The organism is Streptomyces sp. P9(2023), assembly GCF_032436795.1.
Classification (GTDB): Bacteria; Actinomycetota; Actinomycetes; order Streptomycetales; family Streptomycetaceae; genus Streptomyces.
In genome coordinates, this window is the sequence record NZ_JAUPWM010000004.1 from 147,631 (window position 1) to 166,131 (window position 18,501).

At 71.5% G+C, this 18,501-nt stretch carries 16 protein-coding genes and 1 tRNA gene; 5 read left to right on the forward strand and 12 right to left on the reverse strand.

Annotated features, from left to right (window positions below; all coding sequences use genetic code 11):
• Window positions 1–39: 39 nt before the first annotated feature.
• From Q5762_RS07845 to Q5762_RS07855, 3 genes are all read right to left on the reverse strand, one after another.
• Window positions 40–1,884, reverse strand: coding sequence for a tetratricopeptide repeat protein (locus tag Q5762_RS07845; RefSeq protein ID WP_315891262.1), 1,845 nt, complete (start codon window positions 1,882–1,884; stop codon window positions 40–42).
• A gap of 206 nt (window positions 1,885–2,090) precedes the next feature.
• A tRNA-Met gene (locus Q5762_RS07850) sits at window positions 2,091–2,164 on the reverse strand.
• Window positions 2,165–2,216: 52 nt separating this feature from the next.
• Window positions 2,217–5,210: a UPF0182 family protein gene (locus Q5762_RS07855; RefSeq protein ID WP_315891263.1), complete on the reverse strand. Its 2,994-nt coding sequence runs from the start codon at window positions 5,208–5,210 to the stop codon at window positions 2,217–2,219.
• A gap of 135 nt (window positions 5,211–5,345) precedes the next feature.
• Here Q5762_RS07855 and Q5762_RS07860 point away from each other — a divergent pair, with 135 nt between their 5' ends.
• Window positions 5,346–5,900, forward strand: coding sequence for a PPA1309 family protein (locus Q5762_RS07860; RefSeq protein ID WP_315891264.1), 555 nt, complete (start codon window positions 5,346–5,348; stop codon window positions 5,898–5,900).
• 71 nt (window positions 5,901–5,971) lie between these two features.
• On the opposite strand, the gene Q5762_RS07865 is transcribed toward Q5762_RS07860, so the two are convergent.
• The 4 genes from Q5762_RS07865 to Q5762_RS07880 form a co-directional block, all read right to left on the reverse strand.
• Window positions 5,972–7,060 carry a PDZ domain-containing protein gene (locus Q5762_RS07865; RefSeq protein WP_315891265.1) on the reverse strand — a complete coding sequence of 363 codons (1,089 nt, stop codon included), beginning with the start codon at window positions 7,058–7,060 and terminating at the stop codon, window positions 5,972–5,974.
• Between the two features lie 74 nt (window positions 7,061–7,134).
• The gene (locus Q5762_RS07870) at window positions 7,135–7,365 is read right to left on the reverse strand and encodes a hypothetical protein (protein ID WP_315891508.1); all 231 of its coding nucleotides are present in this window, start codon (window positions 7,363–7,365) and stop codon (window positions 7,135–7,137) included.
• A 235-nt stretch (window positions 7,366–7,600) separates the two neighbouring features.
• Window positions 7,601–8,062, reverse strand: coding sequence for a molybdenum cofactor biosynthesis protein MoaE (locus Q5762_RS07875; protein WP_315891266.1), 462 nt, complete (start codon window positions 8,060–8,062; stop codon window positions 7,601–7,603).
• A 116-nt stretch (window positions 8,063–8,178) separates the two neighbouring features.
• Entirely contained in the window at window positions 8,179–9,288 is a 1,110-nt protein-coding gene (locus Q5762_RS07880) for an SDR family oxidoreductase (protein ID WP_315891267.1), read from the reverse strand.
• Window positions 9,289–9,499: 211 nt separating this feature from the next.
• On the opposite strand from Q5762_RS07880, the gene Q5762_RS07885 reads away from it, so the two are divergent.
• Window positions 9,500–10,963, forward strand: coding sequence for a zinc-dependent metalloprotease (locus Q5762_RS07885; protein WP_315891268.1), 1,464 nt, complete (start codon window positions 9,500–9,502; stop codon window positions 10,961–10,963).
• A complete protein-coding gene (locus tag Q5762_RS07890; RefSeq protein ID WP_315891269.1) occupies window positions 10,960–11,484 on the forward strand; it encodes an NUDIX hydrolase in 525 nt (174 codons plus the stop codon). Before Q5762_RS07885 ends, Q5762_RS07890 begins: the two co-directional genes overlap by 4 nt.
• A gap of 72 nt (window positions 11,485–11,556) precedes the next feature.
• Here the strand turns inward: Q5762_RS07890 and Q5762_RS07895 are convergent, their stop codons facing one another.
• From Q5762_RS07895 to Q5762_RS07910, 4 genes are all read right to left on the reverse strand, one after another.
• Window positions 11,557–12,312, reverse strand: a complete 756-nt coding sequence (locus Q5762_RS07895) for an AIM24 family protein (protein WP_315891270.1) — start codon at window positions 12,310–12,312, stop codon at window positions 11,557–11,559.
• Between the two features lie 19 nt (window positions 12,313–12,331).
• Entirely contained in the window at window positions 12,332–13,012 is a 681-nt protein-coding gene (locus Q5762_RS07900) for an AIM24 family protein (RefSeq protein ID WP_315891271.1), read from the reverse strand.
• A 13-nt stretch (window positions 13,013–13,025) separates the two neighbouring features.
• Window positions 13,026–14,669 carry a TerD family protein gene (locus tag Q5762_RS07905; RefSeq protein WP_315891272.1) on the reverse strand — a complete coding sequence of 548 codons (1,644 nt, stop codon included), beginning with the start codon at window positions 14,667–14,669 and terminating at the stop codon, window positions 13,026–13,028.
• A 112-nt stretch (window positions 14,670–14,781) separates the two neighbouring features.
• Entirely contained in the window at window positions 14,782–15,357 is a 576-nt protein-coding gene (locus Q5762_RS07910; RefSeq protein ID WP_315891273.1) for a M48 family metallopeptidase, read from the reverse strand.
• A 192-nt stretch (window positions 15,358–15,549) separates the two neighbouring features.
• Between Q5762_RS07910 and Q5762_RS07915 the strand changes: the two genes are divergently transcribed.
• Window positions 15,550–16,704, forward strand: coding sequence for a TOMM precursor leader peptide-binding protein (locus tag Q5762_RS07915; RefSeq protein ID WP_315891509.1), 1,155 nt, complete (start codon window positions 15,550–15,552; stop codon window positions 16,702–16,704).
• A 41-nt stretch (window positions 16,705–16,745) separates the two neighbouring features.
• Window positions 16,746–18,209 (forward strand): AarF/ABC1/UbiB kinase family protein, encoded by a 1,464-nt coding sequence (locus Q5762_RS07920; protein WP_315891274.1) that lies wholly within the window; start codon window positions 16,746–16,748, stop codon window positions 18,207–18,209.
• Window positions 18,210–18,228: 19 nt separating this feature from the next.
• Here Q5762_RS07920 and Q5762_RS07925 read toward each other — a convergent pair whose 3' ends face one another.
• On the reverse strand, window positions 18,229–18,411 hold the full coding sequence (locus Q5762_RS07925) for a hypothetical protein (protein ID WP_315891275.1): 183 nt from the start codon (window positions 18,409–18,411) through the stop codon (window positions 18,229–18,231).
• Window positions 18,412–18,501 lie beyond the last annotated feature (90 nt).

Consider the following 18,501-nt stretch of genomic DNA (forward strand, 5'->3'; position numbering starts at 1 on the left):
AAATCCGTTCCCACGCCCGCTGACCGCCGCCCGCCAGGGCTACGCGGTGAGCTCCTGGTGCAGCGCCTCGCTCAGCCGCGCCGCCCGCTCCGCCACCTCCGCCGGCCCGAGTTCCACCGCCCGCGCGCACCAGCGCCGGCCCTCGGTCAGCTCGCCCCGCCGGGCCGCGAGCAGCGCGAGCCGCAGCGCGGCGCGGCCGTGCCCGGCCCGGGCGGCGCGGGTCCACCACAGGGCGGCCTCGCGCTCGCTGCCCTCGCGGGCCAGGAGCAGGCCGAGGTTGAAGGCGCCGTTACGGCTCCCGGCCTCGGCGGCCTCGCGGTACCAGTGGGCCGCCTGGGCCATGTCACCGCGTCCGGCGGCCAGCATGCCCACCCGTACCTGGGCGCGCCGGTGCCCCTGCTGGGCGGCGCGCTCGTACCACTCCTCGCACTCGGTCTTCTCCTCGCGCTGCGCGCCGAGCGCGGGCGGGCCGGGCTCGGGGCGGCGCGCGTCCAGGACGCTCGCGAGCCGGAACGCCGCCTCGGCGCTGCCGCCGCCCGCCGCGCACCGCAGGTGACGCTCGGCGGACTGCTCGTCGCCGTCGCGGAGGCCGGCGATGCCGACCTGGAGGGCGGCCTCGGTGTGCCCGGCCGCCGCCGCGCGCTCGTACCAGGTGAGCGCGGAGCGGTCGTCGTCGCGACCCGCGTAGAGGATGCCGAGGTTGAAGGCGGCGTCGACGCTGCCGGCCTCGGCGGCCTTGGAGAACCAGGGCTCGGCGCCGTTCGCGTCGCCGGCCTGGAGCAGCAGCACGGCGAGCGCGTTGGCGGCCTCGCGGTGCCCGGCGTAGGCGGCGCGGCGGTACCACTGCTCGGCCTGCTGGTTGCGGTCCTGGGCGGCGCAGAGCAGCCCGAGGTTGTACGCCCCGTTGACGTCGCCCGCGTCCATGGCGGCGCGGTACCAGCGCTCGGCGGTCTGCTGCTCGCCGCGGGCGGCGTGCAGCGCGCCGAGCGCGTTGGCGGCGTTGCCGTCGCCGTCCTGGGCGGCCCGGAGCCACCACACGGCGGCGCTCTCCTCGTCCCCGGCGTCGCGCAGCAGGAAGCCGAGGGCGCAGGCGGCCTTCGCCTCGCCCTCCTTGGCCGAGTTCAGGTACCAGCGCCCGGCCTCCTTGAGCTCGCCGCGCTTCTCCAGGATCGCGCCGAGGTGCAGCGCGGCCCGCCGGTGGCCCCGTGCGGCGGCCTGCCGGAACCACTGCTCGGCCTCGGCGAGCTCGCCGTCGGGCGTCTCCGTCGCGCGCCGCTCCAGGGCCAGGGCGAGGCGGTAGGCGGCCTCGCGGTGGCCCTGCTCGGCGGCGGCGCGGAGCCAGCGCTCGGCCCCGACGTCGCTGCGGTGCTCCAGGAGGTCGGCGAGGGCGTACGCGCCCAGGGCGTGGCCCTGCTCGGCGGACTGGCGCAGCCAGTACTCGGCGGCCGGCTCGTCGCCGCGCTCGCGGTGGTGGCGGCCGAGCGCGTGCGCGGCGGCCGCGGAGCCTCCGACGGCGGCGACCCGCCACCAGCCGGCCGCCTCGTCGGCGTACCCCCGCTGGTGCAGCAGGACGCCCAGGTTGTTGGCGGCGGCGCGGTCGCCCTCGGCGGTGGCGCCGCGCAGGTACGGCTCGGCGCCGTCGAGGTCACCGCGGCGCAGCAGCAGCGCGCCGAGCACGCTCATCGACGCGGCGTCACCGTTCTCGGCGGCGCGCCGGTGGCGTGCCTCGGTCTCGGTCTCCGTCTCGCTCTCGGCGGTGGTCGTGTCGACGGCCGCATCGGCGGCCTCCGCGGCCTCGATGATGTCCTCCGCGGCCCGCCGAGCGTGCCGCTGCACAAACCGCCCTGTCTCCAACAGAGTTGCCCTGTCCCCCATAAAAACCATCGTCGCACCACCCGCAACGCGCGTACACCTGGTATACCGCAGCCAGTGAGGTCACTTCAGCGTTTTGTCGACATGCCCACAGAGAGATAAGTCAAACACGTCTCGCCCCAACTCGCCCCATCCCTACCGCTCTTCGGGGCGTCGTGCGACCCTCGCGCACAACGACGAGGGCCCGGATCCTTAAGGATCCGGGCCCTCTTCTTCAGTAGCGGGGACAGGATTTGAACCTGCGACCTCTGGGTTATGAGCCCAGCGAGCTACCGAGCTGCTCCACCCCGCGTCGTTGTGTCCTTAAGGTATCACGACGCGGGAGGGGGCCTTGACCAGCCCGATCAGCCGCCCGGTGGGGAGGTGCTCGTGGACGGTGTCGCCCCCGGCTTCGGCTCGCCTTCCGCCGGCTTCTGGTCCGCCGGCTTGTCGGCCGGCTTCTGGTCGGCCGGCGGCGTCAGCTTCGCGCCCGCGTCCGCAGCCCGCTGGAGGGCGTCCTGCAGGGCTTCCTGGGCCTTGCCGTAGGCGGTCCAGTCCCCCTTCTGCAGCGCGGCCTCACCGTCGTCGTACGCCTTCTGCGCGTCGGCGATGGCCTGCTTCAGCGCCGCGTCGTTCGTCGTCGGCGTCGTCGGCGGCTTGGTGCCCGGCTCCTCCGGCTGCTGGGGCGGCGTCGTGCCCTCCACCCCGAAGACGGCGTTCAACGCGTCGGTGAGGTTGTCCTTGAACACCGTGGTGTCCTTGGTCGTGTCACCGTCCGGCTGATCCGCGTCCACGTACGACACGGCGACCTTCTTGAGCAGCGGATAGAGCGCGTTACGGCCCTGGGCGTAGACCGGCTCGACATAGAGGAAGCCGCCGTCGAGCGGGACCGTGAGCAGGTTTCCGTACTGGATGTCGGAGTCCGCGCCCTTCATGTCCCGGACGAACTGGGCAACGTCCGGTAGGCCGTTGAGCTTGCTCTGCACCTGCGCGGGACCCGGTACGTCGGAGGTCACGCGCAGCAGCTCTATGCGCCCGTAGTCCTTGCTCTTGGCGTCGGCGTCGACCGCCATGAAGCCGCCCAGGTTGGGCCGCCCGTTCGGCGTGAACGTCGTCGTCAGCGAGAACCGCTGCTGGGCGTCCCCGGGCATCTTCAGGCTCAGGTAGTACGGCGGAACCGCGTTGCCGTCCTTGTTGGTCGGGTCGTCCGGCACCTGCCAGGCGTCCGAGCCGCTGTAGAACTGCGCCGGGTTCGTGACGTGGTACCGGGTCAGCAGCTCACGCTGGACCTTGAACATGTCCTGCGGGTACCGCAGGTGCTGCATGAGGCTGTCCTTGATCGCCCCGCGCGGCTCCACGGTGTCCGGGAACGCCTTCATCCAGGTCTTGAGGACCGGGTCCTTGGTGTCCCACTCGTAGAGCTTCACCGTGCCGTCGTAGGCGTCCACGGTGGCCTTCACCGAGTTGCGGATGTAGTTGACCTGGTTCTGCTGGGCGACCACCGCGCGCTGCTGGTTGCCGACCGTCAGCGCGTCGGCCGTGGTCTCCCCCAGCGTCGTACGCGAGGCGTACGGGTACCCGTTGGTGGTCGTGTACGCGTCGACGATCCACTGGATCCGGCCGTCGACGACCGCCGGGTAGGCGTCGCCGTCGATGGTCAGCCAGGGCGCGACCGCCTCGACGCGCTCCTTGGGCGTGCGGTTGTAGAGGATCCGCGAGCCCTCGCCGATGGCCCCCGAGTACAGGATCTGCGGCTCGCTGAACGCGACCGCGTAGGCGGCGCGGTTGAAGGTGTTGGAGAGGTTGACCCCGCTCTTGCCCTCGTAGCTGGTGGTCTTCTCGCCGTTGTCCTCGTAGTCCAGCTCCTTCTGCGGCCCGCCGACGATCGAGTACTGATCGGTCTTCTCGCCGTAGTAGATCCGCTGCTGGTACGTGCCGACCTGGCCCGTGGTCGGCAGGCCGGCCTCGGTGAAGATCGGCGAGCCGTTGGCGTCCGTCTGCGTACCCGTGGCCATGATCGCGCCATAACCGTGGGTGTACGTGAAGTGGTCGTTGATCCAGTTCCGCTTCGGGATGCCCTTGATGTTGAGCTCACGCAGACCGACGACGGTGTCCTTGCCGTCGTAGCGGTCGACGTCGAGGGTGGTCGGGAACTGGTAGTACTTCCGCTTCTGCTCCAGCTGCTGGAACGTCGGCGACACGATGTTCGGGTCGAGCACGCGGTAGCTGGCCGCCGTGTCCGAGTCGGCCCGCAGCGTGTCCTTGTTCTTCGTCGTCGACTTGCCGGAGTAGTTCTCCGGCTTGGTCGAGTCGATGGCGTACGCCTTGCGGGTCGCGTCGATGTTCTTCTGGATGTACGGCGCTTCCTTGGCCTGCTCGTTCGGCTGGACCTGGAACTTCTGCACGATGGCCGGGTACAGGCCGCCGATCAGGATCGCCGACAGGACCATCAGGCCGAAGCCGATCACCGGCAGCTGCCAGGTGCGGCGCCAGAGCGTCGCGAAGAACAGCACGGCGCAGATCGCGGCGATGCAGAACAGGATCGTCTTCGCCGGCAGGTACGCGTTGGCGTCGACGTAGCGCAGACCCGTCCAGTTGCCGGCCGCCTTGAAGTCGCTGGACTTCACCGCGAGGCCGTACCGGTCGAGCCAGTACGCCACGGCCTTCAGGGAGACGAAGACGCCGAGGAGCACCGAGAGGTGGCCCGTCGCGGCGGCCGTGGCGCGGGCACCGGGGCTGGTGACGCGCAGTCCGCCGTACAGGTAGTGCGTCAGGGCGGCGGCGATCAGCGAGAGGACCGTGGCGGCGAAGCCGAAGGCCAGCAGGAAGCGGTACCAGGGCAGGTCGAACGCGTAGAACGACACGTCCAGCTGGAACTGCGGGTCCTTCTGGCCGAACGACACGCCGTTGACCCACATGAGCCAGGTACGCCACTGGCCGGAGGCCGAGGCACCGGCGATCAGGCCCACCAGGGCGGTGATCGCGAGGAGCAACCACTTCTTGTACGGCGCGAGGCCCATCCGGTACCGGTCGAGGCTCTGCTGCTCCAGCGACATCGCGCTCAGCGGCGGACGCAGCTTGTGCGCGAGCCAGATGTTCAGCCCGACGGCGAGCCCCATCAGCAGACCGAAGACGGCGAAGAGGCCGATCTTGGTCCACAGGGTGGTGGTGAACACGGACGAGTATCGGACCGAGCGGTACCAGAGCCAGTCGGTCCAGAACCCGGCGAACATGACGAACGCCATGGCCAGGACGGCCAGCACACCCAGCGTCATGAGCAGCGTGCGGGCCCGCCGGGACGGCCGGCCGACTCTGATCCTTGGCCCGGACGGGCCTCCGCCGCCTCCGCGGTCCGGCATCTGGAAAGCCAACGTGCGCCCCTCGAGGTTGATGCGTCGATAAGCAGGCCCCGCGATCGTAGAGCCCACTGATGCAACTTACTGAGGCTTTACCTAGTTCCCGTCTTCGGGGGGAGAGGAGGCAGGATGTTGTCCATGTCCAACGTTTCCCCCTCCGGCACCCCCATGGCCGCCAGCCCCCTCACCCGCGCGGTGCTCGAGATCGACGAGTACGCCTCCGGTCTCGGCTGGGACCGGCCCGCCCGGCTCTTCGCCCTGGTCGACACCGCCCGACTGCGTGCCCAGGAGCCGGGACTCGCCTCCCAGCTGGGCCTCGAAGGCGCCGAGACCGCCGCCTACACCCCGATCGAGCAGGAGGAACTGCCGAAGGGGAAGGCCCTCGACGAGTTCCTCGGCACCATCGCCTGGCCCGCCGCGGTGGCCGGCTGCGCGCTGACCGTGGAGCGGCTGATGCTCCCGCCGTCGGCCGAAGCCTCCGTGCCGGAGGGGCTGAACGAGGCCGCTCTGGCGAAGTGGGTGGCCCGCCACCCCGACCGGCAGGAGGTCCGGATGACCGTGGCCGTGCTCCGCGACGGGGCGCGGGAGGCGGCGATCCGGCTGCGCGAGAAGGACTCGCCGAACGAGGTGCTCACGGGGGCGGACCTGGTGCCGGGCCTCGCGGAGGCCCTGGCGGCGACCTTCGAGTCCTGAGACGCGTACGTACGAGAAGGGGGCGCCCCGGTCCGGTGACCGGGGCGCCCCCTTGCGTCGTACGGGCCGTCCTAGCTCTTCGAGCAGCTGGGCAGGTTCTTCGTGTCGCCCTTGCGGAGCTTCTCCAGCGACTTCGTCGCGTCGTCGATGGTGTTCACCTTGATGAGGGTGAGGCCGTCGGGGATGTCGGAGGCGGCGGTCTCGCAGTTGTCGGCCGGGGTGAGGAAGTACTGGGCGCCCGCGTTGCGCGCGCCGACGAGCTTCATCTCGATACCGCCGATCGGGCCGACCTGGCCCTTCTCGTCGATGGTCCCGGTGCCGGCGATGAACTTGCCGTCGGTGAGGCTCTCCGCGGTCAGCTTGTCGACGATGCCGAGCGCGAACATCAGTCCGGCGCTGGGTCCGCCGACGTCGGCGAGCTTGATGTCGATCGTGAACGGGAAGACCTGGTCGGTGCCGGCCTGGATGCCGACGATCGCCCGGTCGCCCTCCGGGGACTTCACGGTGGTGACCGTGACCTTCTGGGTGGCGGTGGGCTCCTTGCCGGCCTTCTCGGCCGCCGCCGCCTCCTTGGTCGGGACGATCGTGAACTCGACCTTCTCGCCCGGCTTGTGCGTGGTCACCTGCTTGGCGACGTCGCCCGGCTCCTTGACCGGAACGCCGTCCACGGCCTTGATGACGTCCCCGGCGTGCAACGTGCCCTGGGCGGGGCTGTCCTTGACGACGGAGGCGACGACGACCCTGGTGGTCACCGGGATGCCCAGCTCCCCGAGGGCGGCGACCTTCGCGCTCTCCTGGGACTGGCTGAACTCCTCGGCGTTCTCCTGGGTCGACTCCTCCTCCGTCTTGCCGTCCGGGTAGAGGGTCTCCTTGGGGACGACCACGTTGTCGTGGGCGAGCCAGCCGTAGACCGCCTCGACCACGTTCATCCGGTAGTCCGCGCTGGTGACGCGGACCGTCGTCATGTTGAGGTGGCCGTCCGTCGCGTACGTCTTGCGACCGGAGATCTGGAGCACGGGCTCGCCCCTGGCCTCCCCGAGGGTGTTGACCGTGGGGCCGGGGCTCATCTCCGCGTACGGCACCGGTACCAGGACACCCACACAGAGCAGGGTGATCAGGACCAGGGTGGAGGCGAGCATCGTCGCGGTGCGGCGTGGCATGGAACGACAGTACGGGACCGGTCTGTGAGTGCACCCGTGGGGCGGGTCCGTACGAGGCGGTCGGCGGGGAGCGGTCAGCCGGAGACGTGGCTACTGCGTACGGGCGACGTGGGTGCGGCCGGAGCCATCTCGCATGCGACGCCGTCGATGCCGGAATGGGACCGCTCCATGGCGTCCCTGAACCGTGCGTAGCCGGCGAGCTCGGCGACGTCTCCGATGGTCTTGTTCCTCTGGGCCCAGCTTCCCCATATCGCCGCGCCGACGACTGCGAAAAGCGGAATAAGCAACCACGCGAGCGCTGCCATCCCGACCTCCCATCCCCAATGAGCGACCGCAACCGGCCGAAACCGGCCGATCAGCAGACTGACGATCTGCAGCATCAACGCTGCTGCCAGGGGCCCGGTTACGCAAATCGGGGCGTTCGACTACAACACGTCGGCGCGGCGCCTTGCCAGCTACCGATCCGGCACCTAAGGGGCCGGAAACGGGATCATCGGGGCATCACGGGCGCCTAGCAGGCCCGACCCGCATCACGGGTGCCTAGCAGGCCCCGACCCACTCCTCCGTGCCGTCGGAGAACTTCTGGTGCTTCCAGATCGGGACTTCGTGCTTGAGGTCGTCGATCAGCTTGCGGCAGGCCTCGAAGGCCTCGCCGCGGTGCGGGCAGGAGACCGCGACGACGACCGCGAGGTCGCCGACCTGGAGGTCGCCCACGCGGTGGACGGCGGCCAGCGCGCGGACCGGGTACTCGGCGACGACCTTCTCGGCGACCCTGCGCAGCTCGTCCAGGGCGGAGGGGTGGCAGGAGTACCCCAGCTCGTCGACGTCCGCGCCGCCGTCGTGGTTGCGCACCGTGCCCACGAAGAGCGCCGTGCCGCCGGCCGCGTCGTCACCGACGGCCCGGAAGACCTCGTCGAGCGAGAGCGGGGCGTCACGGATCGCCAGCAGCTTGATCGGGTCCGCTGCGGTCTGCTCGCCGGGGTGGTCAAGGGTGCGTGCCATGGAACCCATGGTGCCGTACGGCACTGACATCGCGGAATAGCGCTTTCGACCGGTGGACCCGACCCTCCGTAGGAGGGTCCTACAGCTCCCCGATCCACCGGCCGCGGCTCCCTGGGCTACATGCCGCGCCGCTTCCGCATCTGGCGTACCAGCGCCGCCGTGCCCAGCAGTGCCACCGTCGCACCGGCCGCTCCCGCCGCCGTCGCGTCCTTGCGGCCGAGCCGGCGGCCCGCGACCGTGTGCCGGCCCTCGACCTCCTCAAGGAGCGAGGCGAGCACCTCCTCGTTGGTCCACTTGGGGCGCCAGCCCGCGTCGTGCAGCCGCCCGACGCTGACCACCCACGGATGCATCGTGTACGCGAGGTCCCCGGCCGGGGACGGGGTGAGCCCGATCCGGTGCAGCCGGGCCGCCGCGCCGAGGGCGACCGCGGAGGGCAGCTCCATGCGCCGGATCCCGGAGAGCTCCTCGACCTCCTCCTGCTCCAGCCAGCCGTCGCAGCCGACCGCGAACTCCCCGTCGACCTTCTCGAGGGCCGCGTACTCCAGGGCGCTGACCAGGTCCTCGACGTGGCAGAACTGCCAGGTGGGGCGGGAGCCGGCCACGACGAGCAGCCGGGGCGACTCGAAGTAGCGGGTCAGGGCCGTGTCCGTACCGCCGACCAGGACGGCCGGCCTGACGACGGTGACGTGCAGACCGGGGTGGGCGCGGGGCGCGCGGCGGCCGAGCCGTTCGATCTCCAGCATGTCGCCGACGCCGGTGGCCTCGGCGGTCGCCCGCAGCTCGGCGTCCTCGGAGAGCGGGATGTCGTTGTCGGGCAGCGCGCCGTAGACCATCGCGGAGGTGCAGAGCACCACCCGGTGCACGCCGGCCGCCGCGGCCGCGGTGAGGACGGTCTGCGCGCCGCGCACGTTGTAGGCCGTTCGGGCGGCGGCGTCCGATTCCAGGTCGAGGTCGACGGCGAGGTGCACGACCACGTCGGCGCCGCGCAGTTTCTCGGCGATCGCCGGGTCGCGGACGTCGAGGATGTGCCACGTGGCCTCGGAGACCTCGCCCCGGCGCTCGTCGATGGCGATGACCTGCTTGATCTCCTCGGACTCGGCGAGGCGCCTGGTCAGCAGGTCACCGACCCCGGAGGCGGCGCCGGTGACCGCGACCACGGGGCCGCGCCCGGCGGACCGGGTTGACATGTTTCGCGCTGCGCGAACCTGAGGATCTGGGGAACTCACCGGGCGTCTCCAGCGGTTGTCTTCAGTACGTACCCGAATGACGCGTACGTACCAGGTGGCGTCCATCCTGCCGCAGGCCACGGCCCGGCGGAGCACCGAGCCCAGATCCGGCCCGGATGTCTACGCTTGGTGGTGTGGAGTCGGGCATCGAGCCGAGCCAGGAAAGCCGCCGTCGGCAGGAAGCCGACGGCCCTACGAGCCGAGGAAACCTGTGAGTGACACCCCATTCGGATTCGGTCCGCCTGAGGAGCCGGAGAACGGCGACGAGGGCAAGAAGAAGGACCCCGCCGGAGGTGGCCAGGGGTCCGGTGGCCAGGGCGGCGACAACCCGTTCGGTGCCAATCCGTTCGGCTTCGGCGGGCTGCCGGGCATGGGCGGGCCCGGTGGCGCGGACAATCCCTTCGCGGCGATGTTCGGCTCGCTGAACCCCAACGACCTGGGCGCCGCCTTCCAGCAGCTCGGCCAGATGCTCTCGTACGAGGGCGGTCCGGTGAACTGGGACATGGCCAAGCAGATCGCCCGCCAGGTGGTCGCCCAGGGCACGTCCGACGGCACCAAGGACGCCAGCGTGGGTCCGGCGGAGAAGGCCGCGGTCGAGGAGGCCGTGCGGCTGGCCGACCTGTGGCTGGACGGTGTGACCTCGCTGCCGTCCGGGGCGAGCACGGCCGTGGCGTGGAGCCGCGCGGAGTGGGTCGAGGCGACGCTGCCGGCCTGGCAGCAGCTCGTCGACCCGGTCGCCGAGCGGGTCGGCACGGCCATGGGCGATGTGCTGCCCGAGGAGATGCAGGCCATGGCGGGCCCGCTGATCGGCATGATGCGGTCGATGGGCGGCGCCATGTTCGGCCAGCAGATCGGGCAGGCCGTCGGCGCGCTCGCGGGTGAGGTCGTCGGTTCGACGGACGTCGGTCTGCCGCTGGGCCCGGTCGGCAAGGCGGCGCTGCTGCCGCTGAACATCGAGACCTTCGGCAAGGACCTCGGCGTCCCCAAGGACGAGGTGCGGCTCTACCTGGCCCTGCGCGAGGCCGCCCACCAGCGGCTCTTCGCCCATGTGCCGTGGCTGCGCTCGCACCTGTTCGGCGCGGTCGAGGGGTACGCCCGCGGGATCAAGGTCGACACGTCCAAGCTGGAGGAGGCGGTCGGCCAGCTGGACCCGACGCACCCGGAGCAGCTGCAGGAGGCGCTCCAGCAGGGCATGTTCCAGCCCGAGGACACGGCGGAGCAGAAGGCCGCGCTCGCCCGTCTGGAGACGGCGCTCGCGCTGGTCGAGGGCTGGGTGGACGCGGTGGTCCACGAGGCCGCGAAGTCCCGGCTGACCTCGGCGGACGCGCTGCGCGAGACGCTGCGCCGGCGCCGGGCGAGCGGCGGTCCCGCCGAGCAGACCTTCGCGACGCTGATCGGGCTCGAACTGCGTCCGCGCCGGCTGCGGGACGCCTCGCGGCTGTGGGCCTCGCTCACGGACGCGCGCGGTGTCGACGGCCGCGACGACCTGTGGGAGCACCCGGACATGCTGCCGACGGCGTCCGACCTGGACGACCCGGACGGCTTCGTCCACCGCGAGCAGCTGGACTTCTCGGAGATCGACAAGATGCTCGGCGAGGCGGCCGGCGGCGCGAAGCCGGACACCGGCAGCGGCGATGACGAGGGCGACAACGAGGGCGACGGCGAGAAGAAGTGAGTCTGCACGACGACGCGGTCCTCGTACTGAAGGGGTACGAGGGCCAGGACGAGCTGCGCGGGCTCTATCTGGACCACCTCGCGGCGCACGAGGACGGGATGTGGAAGGCGTGCGGGGCCGGGCATCTGACGGCCAGTGCGCTGGTGGTGGACCCGGAGCGCGGCCGGGTGCTGCTGACGCTGCACAAGAAGCTGGGCATGTGGCTGCAGATGGGCGGCCACTGCGAGCCGGCTGACGCGACGCTCGCGGAGGCGGCACTGCGGGAGGCGACGGAGGAGTCCGGGATCCCGGGTCTGACGCTGCTTCCGGGCGGCCCGGTGCGGCTTGACCGGCATCCGATTCCGGCGCCGTGCCACTGGCATCTGGACGTGCAGTACGCGGCGCTGGCGCCGGCCGGCGCGGTGGAGGCGATCAGCGAGGAGTCGCTGGACCTGCGCTGGTTCGGGTACGACGAGGTGGCGGCGGTGGCCGACACCTCGGTGGTGCGGCTCATGGAGGGCGTCCGGGCCCGGCTGGCCTGAGCACCGCACGGGTAAGGGGCGGCCTCAAGGGAGGCCGCCCCTTACGTATGCCGTCCGGCGTCTGCCGTCCGCTCAGTTCCAGGCGTTGTTCTGGTTCTGGGCGTGCGAGCCGTGCTGGCCGGCGCCGAACTGGGCGGCGATGCCCTGTCCGATGGCGGCGTTCTGCGGCGGCATGACCTCGCTGGGCTGGACGAGGGCGAAGCCCTGTCCGAGGAAGCTGAGCTCCCAGCCCTCGCCCGTGTCGCCGCGGCGGCGACGGACGCTGGAGTTCGTCGTCTGCGCCTGCATCTGCACCCGCAGCCCGGTGGACCAGGCGACGATCGCGTCCGCGTCGGCGTTGACGTACTTGTCCGGCGTGACGTGCATCATCAGCGGCTGGCCGGAGGTCATCAGGGCGACCTTGCCGCGGCCGGAGATGTTGAGCTGGTACTTGCCCGAGCCGGAGATGCCGTACTGGCTGTCCACGGCGATGACCTCGGTGTGCAGCGTCGAGTCCAGCGCCAGGACGTAGGCGCTGTCGACGGTCATGCCCTCCTGCTCGACCTCCACGACGTGGATGTACTGGGCGAGGTTGGCGAAGTAGACCGTGCCCTGACCGGAGCAGCGCATGAGGTCGAGGCCCTCACCCGTGCGGGCCTGGGCGCGGCGCTGGCTGGGCGTCTTGTACTCGCCGTCGAAGTCGACGAGTCCCTGGTACGCGACCATGGCGCCCTTGCGGGCGAGGACGTCGTCCGTCCCGGTCAGGGCGACCCGCAGCAGCTGCGGGTTCTGGACGACGTACCGTTCCTGGCTCTGCTGCTCGGCGTAGTTGAAAAGCGGGCTCTGCATGGTGTGTTCTCGCTCCCCCTCAGCCCCGGACCCGCAGGCGGTCGGTGCTGTCCTCGCTCGGCTGTACGACGACGATGCCCTGGCCGGAGAAGGCCATCTGGTACGCCTCGCCGCTGCCCCGCCCGATCAGGGAGGAGGCCTTGAAGCTGCGCTTGCCCTTGACCTTGAGCGCGGGCGACCAGGCGACGAGTGCGTCGGGGTCGACGTACGTCTCGTCCTCGCCGCGGCCGCAGTCGACGACGATCGGCGTGCCGCGCGAGGTCAGGGCGACCCAGCCGGTGCCCGCGATCTCGACGTTGAACAGGCCCTGACCGGCGAACTTGGCAAGGCCCTTGACCTTCTCGACGCCCCACTGGAGGTGGGCGTCGAAGGCGAGGAGGTTGGTGCCGTTGACGGAGAGCGAGTCGTTCTGGAGGTTGATCACGACGACGTCGGCGCCGTAGTCGGCGAGGTAGAGCAGTCCGTCGCCGGAGCACTTCATGATGGGCGCGCCCTCGCCGGTGAACCACTGCTGGGCTACCTGGCGGGCGGCGGGCGGGTTGGGCTCGTAGGTGACGAAGCCCTCGTAGGCGACCATCGAGCCGGTGCGCGCGTAGAGGTCCTGGCCGGAGGCCATGGCGACCTTGAGCATCGCCCGGCCGTGGTTCTCCATCCGGGCCGCCATCGGGGTCGGGGCGAAGCCCGCGAGTTGCTGGTTCATTCTTCGGGCTCCCTCAGACCTCGTAGGGCTGGACGACGATGAAGTTGCCGGGAGCGCCCCGGAACTGGAGGTTGACGGTCTCTCCGCTGTGTCCCGGGTACGCGTTGCGGCGCAGCCGGACCTGGCTGGAGAGGATCACCTGGGACGCGGACGACCAGGCGACGACCGCGTTGCAGTCGGCGAAGGTGGTCGGCGTGACGGGCAGGACGACGGGGACGCCGTGCGTCTTGACGACGACGGTGCCGGTGCCCTGGAACTGCATGGTGAACAGGGCGCCGCCGGGGATGCCGTGGCCCTCGATCCTCCGTACTTCGTACTGGAGGGACTCGTCGAAGGCGAGCACGTTCTCCGCGGAGACGCAGATGCCGTCGCCCTGGAGCTCGATCGGGTGCAGGTGGGCACCTTCCTCGGCGAGGAAGACCTGACCGCGGCCGCTGCAGCGCATCAGCTGCATCTCCTGGCCGGTGGCGTTGCCGACGATCCGGCCGGTGAAGCCGGCGCCCTTGTGGCTGAAGTCCACCTTGCCCTGGTACATGACCATGCTGCCCTGGCGGGCGAGGACGGGGTTGCCGCCCATCTGCAGGTCGACCCGCATGAGCTGCTGGTTCTGCGGGGTCCAACGGGAGCCGGTCGGGGTCTCCTTGTACGGCTGGAGCGCGGCGGCGAGCCCGGCACCGGTGGCGGGAACGCCCTGGGGGACGCCCTGCGGCATCCCCTGGGGGACCTGCCCAGGGACCTGACCGGGGTACTGCCCGGGCACTTGGCCAGGGACCTGGCCGTACTGGGGCTGCTGCGGCTGGCCGTACGGGGCCTGACCGGGGAACTGACCCGGAGGCTGGCCGGGAACCTGGCCGTACTGCGGGGCCGGGGGCTGCTGGCCGTACGGCGCGGGGGCCGGGGCCGGCGGGGCCGGTGCCTGGGCGGGCGGGGCCATCGGGGCGGCCATGGTCGGCGCCGCGTGGATCGGCTGGACCGGGGCCTGCGGTGCCGGCGCCGGCACCGCGGCGGCCGGCGGGGCGGGCTGGGGCACCTGGGGCGCGGCGGGAGCGCCGAACGCGGGCGGCGCGGCCGCCTGCGGCGGCGCCCCGAAGCCGGGTGCGGCCTGCGGGGCCTGGCCGGCGGGCTGCTCCTCGGCGACCTCGCCGCCGAAGTTCTTCAGCAGCGCGTCCAGGCCGCCGTCGAAGCCCTGGCCGATGGCCGCGAACCGCCAGACGTCCTTGAGGTAGAAGTCGCCGAGCATGACGGCGCGCTCGGTGGAGAACTCCGCACCCGTGAACGGGTACCGGACGACCTCTTCGCCGCCCGCCACGATCCGGATGTAGCCGGGGCCGATCTGCGACATCTGGCCGGCGCCGTCGATGGTCGCGGTGAACGACAGCTTGTGGATGTTCGCCGGGACGCGGTCCAGCGTGACACGGAAGGACTCGGTGTCGCCGGACTGCGCGCCGAGCAGCTGGATGGACTCCTCCGGCGACTTCGGCTGGTTGAAGAAGATGAAGTACCGGTCGTCGGAGAGCTGCTCGTTCGCGTCGAGGCCGAAGCAGCTGATGTCGAAGGTCAATCCGGGCGCGTTGATCTGCACGCCCACGTACAGATCGGTCCCCGGTGTCAGATCACTGATCTTGGCCTTGTGGCCGCGTTGGAATTCCCTGGCCATGCGTAACGACCGTCCCCCATCCCGAATGTGAATGCGTCGCGTCAGGCTAACGGCTGCGTACGACATTGAGCCAAGCCGGTACGAATTCGGTACAGGATCGAGGCGGGCGCCGCTACTCTCCCCGCGCGGCCGGCAGGTGGGGCAGCCGCTCGGCGGCGACGACCCCTTCGAGGTAGCCGCGGGCCCGTTCGGTGCGCGGGTACGCCTCCAGGAGCCGCCAGAACCGGGGGCCGTGGCCGGGAACCAGGAGATGCGCGAGCTCGTGGGCGAGAACGTAGTCGACGACGTACTCGGGCATGCCCTGGAGCCGGTGCGAGAGCCGGATACTGCCCTCGGACGGGGTGCACGAGCCCCAGCGGGTGTTCTGGTTGGTCACCCAGCGCACGGACGTCGGCCGGGCCCGGCCGGCGAAGTACTGATCCGACAACCGCTCGGCGCGCTCGGTGAGTTCGCGGTCCCCGAGGACCCGCTTGCTCTCCTGCGCGGCCAGCTTGTCCAGCATGACCGTCACCCAGCGTTGCTCCTCCGCCTCGGACATCCGGGCCGGGATGAGCACGATGGTCCGGTCGCCCTCGCGGTAGGCGGAGACGGTTCTGCTCCGCCGGGAGCTTCTGCGGACCTCGACCGCACTCGTCCCCGAGCCGCGGGGCGGCTTGCTTGTCACGCTGCGCTGTGGGTCGGCGGGCACGGCCCCGACGTTACCCGCTGTCAGCGGGGGAAGTCCCGCCTCCGGGGCGGTTCGCCGGGGATCCGGTCACACCGCGCACCATTTGAATGATTAATACCCCACCCCTGTGGACAACTTTCCGTGTCCCCTTCGACTCCCGGGCAATCTGACGATCGAGCGATGAGTCGACCGATCAAGATCACGGGGGCGGAAATGCATCCGATGCTGAAACCGGCACTGCGAAGGGCCTGGCGCGACCTGCGGAGCGTGCAGTTCGGGGCCACGTCCGCGCACGCGGTCGTGGTGGGGCCGATCGACACGACCACCGGCAGCCTGCTCGGGCTGCTCGACGGCACCCGGGGCATGGAGCTCCTGCGGGCGGAGGCCAGGGCCCTGGGGCTGCGGGACGAGTGGCTCGACGAGCTGCTCGGGCGGCTCGCGGAGGCGGGGGTGCTCGCGGACGCCTCGGCGGGCCGGCCCGGCAGGGCGGGCGCCGTCGCGTCCCCGGACGACCCGCTCGATCCCCTCCGCGCCGACCTCGCCTCGCTCTCCGTCGCCCATCGGGAGCCGGACGGGGCGTTACGGCGGGTGGAGGCCCGCCGGGCGGCCCGCGTCCAGGTCAGGGGCGCGGGACGGGTCGGCGCCGCCATCGCCGCGGTCCTCTCGGCCTCGGGCGTGGGCCGGGTGGACGTACTGGACTCCGGCTCGGTGCGGCCCTGGGAGGTGGCCCCGGGCGGGCTGCCGGCCGAGGCCGTGGGCGACCGCAGGGCCGCGGCGGCGCACCGGCTCGTGGCGCGGTCGGCACCGGGCGGACGCCCGCCCCGGGAGCGCCGGCGACGACTGCCGGGTGAGGGCGGACGAGAGCCCGGCCTTTCACTCGTCGTGGTGGCGCCTCGGGACGGCCTGGCCGCCTACCTCCCCGACCCGCTCCCCGCCGAGGGCTGGATCACCACGGGCACGCCTCATCTCTACGCGGGGGTGCTGGAGGCGACCGGCGTGGTCGGCCCGCTCGTGCTGCCCGGCGGGACGGCCTGTGCGCGGTGCGCGCAGGAGGAGCGGACGGACCGCCTGCCCATGTGGCCCCGCATGCTGGCCCAGTGGCGCTCGGGCCCGCCGCCGGAAGTCCCGGCGTGTGATCTCGGTCTCGCGACGGCGGTCGCCGGGCTGGCCGCGGCGCATGCGCTGGCCTTCCTGGACGGCGCGTCGCCCGCCAGCACGGGAGCCCGTTGGGAGGTGTCGCTGCCGCTGCTGGAGTGGCGCGTGGAGCGGATGAGACCTCACCCGGCGTGTCCGTGCGGCGCCGGACGCGGTCGAGAGGGGGAGCATGCCTCGGGGGTCGCCGCCCCGCACGACACAATGGCGGGGTAACAGTCCTGTGTGGCACGGCAGTCTGGGATTTGGAGGGGCGCATGTCTGATCTTCCCCGGAAGGCGGTCACCCGGACCGCGAGGTTGGCCGCGTTGCCCCTGGGCATCGCGGGTCGGGCCACCTGGGGCCTGGGCAAGCGGATCGGCGGCAAGTCCGCCGAGCTGGTCGCCCGAGAGCTGCAACAGCGCACGGCGGACCAGCTGTTCAAGGTCCTCGGGGAGCTCAAGGGCGGGGCGATGAAGTTCGGGCAGGCGTTGTCCGTCTTCGAGTCGGCCCTCCCCGAGGAGGTCGCCGGGCCCTACCGGGCGGCGCTGACCAAGCTTCAGGACGCGGCTCCCCCGATGCCGACCCGCACGGTCCACACGGTCCTGGAGGACCGGCTGGGCGAGGAGTGGCGGGAGCTGTTCCTGGAGTTCGAGGACAAGCCGGCGGCGGCCGCCTCGATCGGTCAGGTCCACCGGGCGGTGTGGCACGACGGCCGCGAGGTCGCGGTGAAGGTGCAGTACCCGGGCGCGGGCGAGGCGCTGCTCTCCGACCTGACGCAGCTCAGCCGGTTCGCCCGGCTGCTCGGCCCGCTGATCCCCGGCATGGACATCAAGCCCCTGATCGCGGAGATGCGTGACCGGGTCTCCGAGGAGCTGGACTACGGCCTGGAGGCGCACGCCCAGCAGACGCACGCGGAGGAGTTCACCGACGATCCCGATGTCGTGGTGCCCCGCGTGGTGCACCAGGGCGAGCAGGTGCTCGTGACGGAGTGGATCGACGGGATCCCGCTGTCGGAGGTGATCGCGGACGGTTCGGAGGAGCAGCGGAACCGGGCCGGTCAGCTCCTGGCCCGGTTCCTCTTCTCCGGTCCGGCCCGCACGGGACTCCTGCACGCCGATCCGCACCCGGGCAACTTCCGGCTGCTGCCGGGGGCGAACGAGGAGGACGGTCCGGAGAGCTGGCGGCTCGGAGTCCTTGACTTCGGCACGGTGGACCGGCTGCCGGGCGGGCTCCCGGAGACGATCGGCACCTGTCTGCGGCTGACCCTGGAGGGGGAGGCCGAGGAGGTGTACGAGCTGCTGCGGGAGGAGGGCTTCGTCAAGGAGTCGATGCATCTCGACCCGGAGGCGGTCCTGGAGTATCTGGTGCCGATCATCGAGCCGGCCGCTGTGGAGGCGTTCGACTTCTCGCGCGGCTGGATGCGGACCCAGGCCGCCCGGATCGCCGATCCGCGCTCTCCCGCACACCAGTTGGGCAGGCAGCTGAACCTGCCGCCCTCGTACCTGTTGATACACCGCGTCACGCTGAGCACGATCGGTGTGCTCTGTCAGCTGAACGCACAGGTGCGGCTGCGCGACGAACTGGCGGAGTGGCTGCCCGGCTTCGTCGAGGCGGAGTCAGGAGTGGAGTCGGGAGTGGAGTCGGGAGTGGAGTCGGGAGTGGAGTCAGAGGAGGAGTCAGAGGAGGAGTCGGGGGTGGAAGCCGGGGTGGAGGCCGGGGTGGAGGCCGGGGTGGAGTGAGGGGTCGGTCGGTGGGCCGTCACCACCAGGCGGAGTCGAGCCGGCCCTCGATGGACCGGATGTTCTCGCGGGCGCAGCTGTCGCAGATGTAGTGGCGGCTGCCGTTCTCCACCGAGCAGGTCCAGGTCACCGGGAGCGTCTCCGCGGTCTTGCCGCAGCGGGCGCAGACGATGGGCTCCTCGGGTTTCCGAGCGTCGTTCACCCTTCGACGATAGTCCGACAAGGGCCGGGGCGCGCCGCAACGCACCGCGGGGGCCGGTCCGTTCGGACCGGCCCCCGCGGGGTGCTGTCA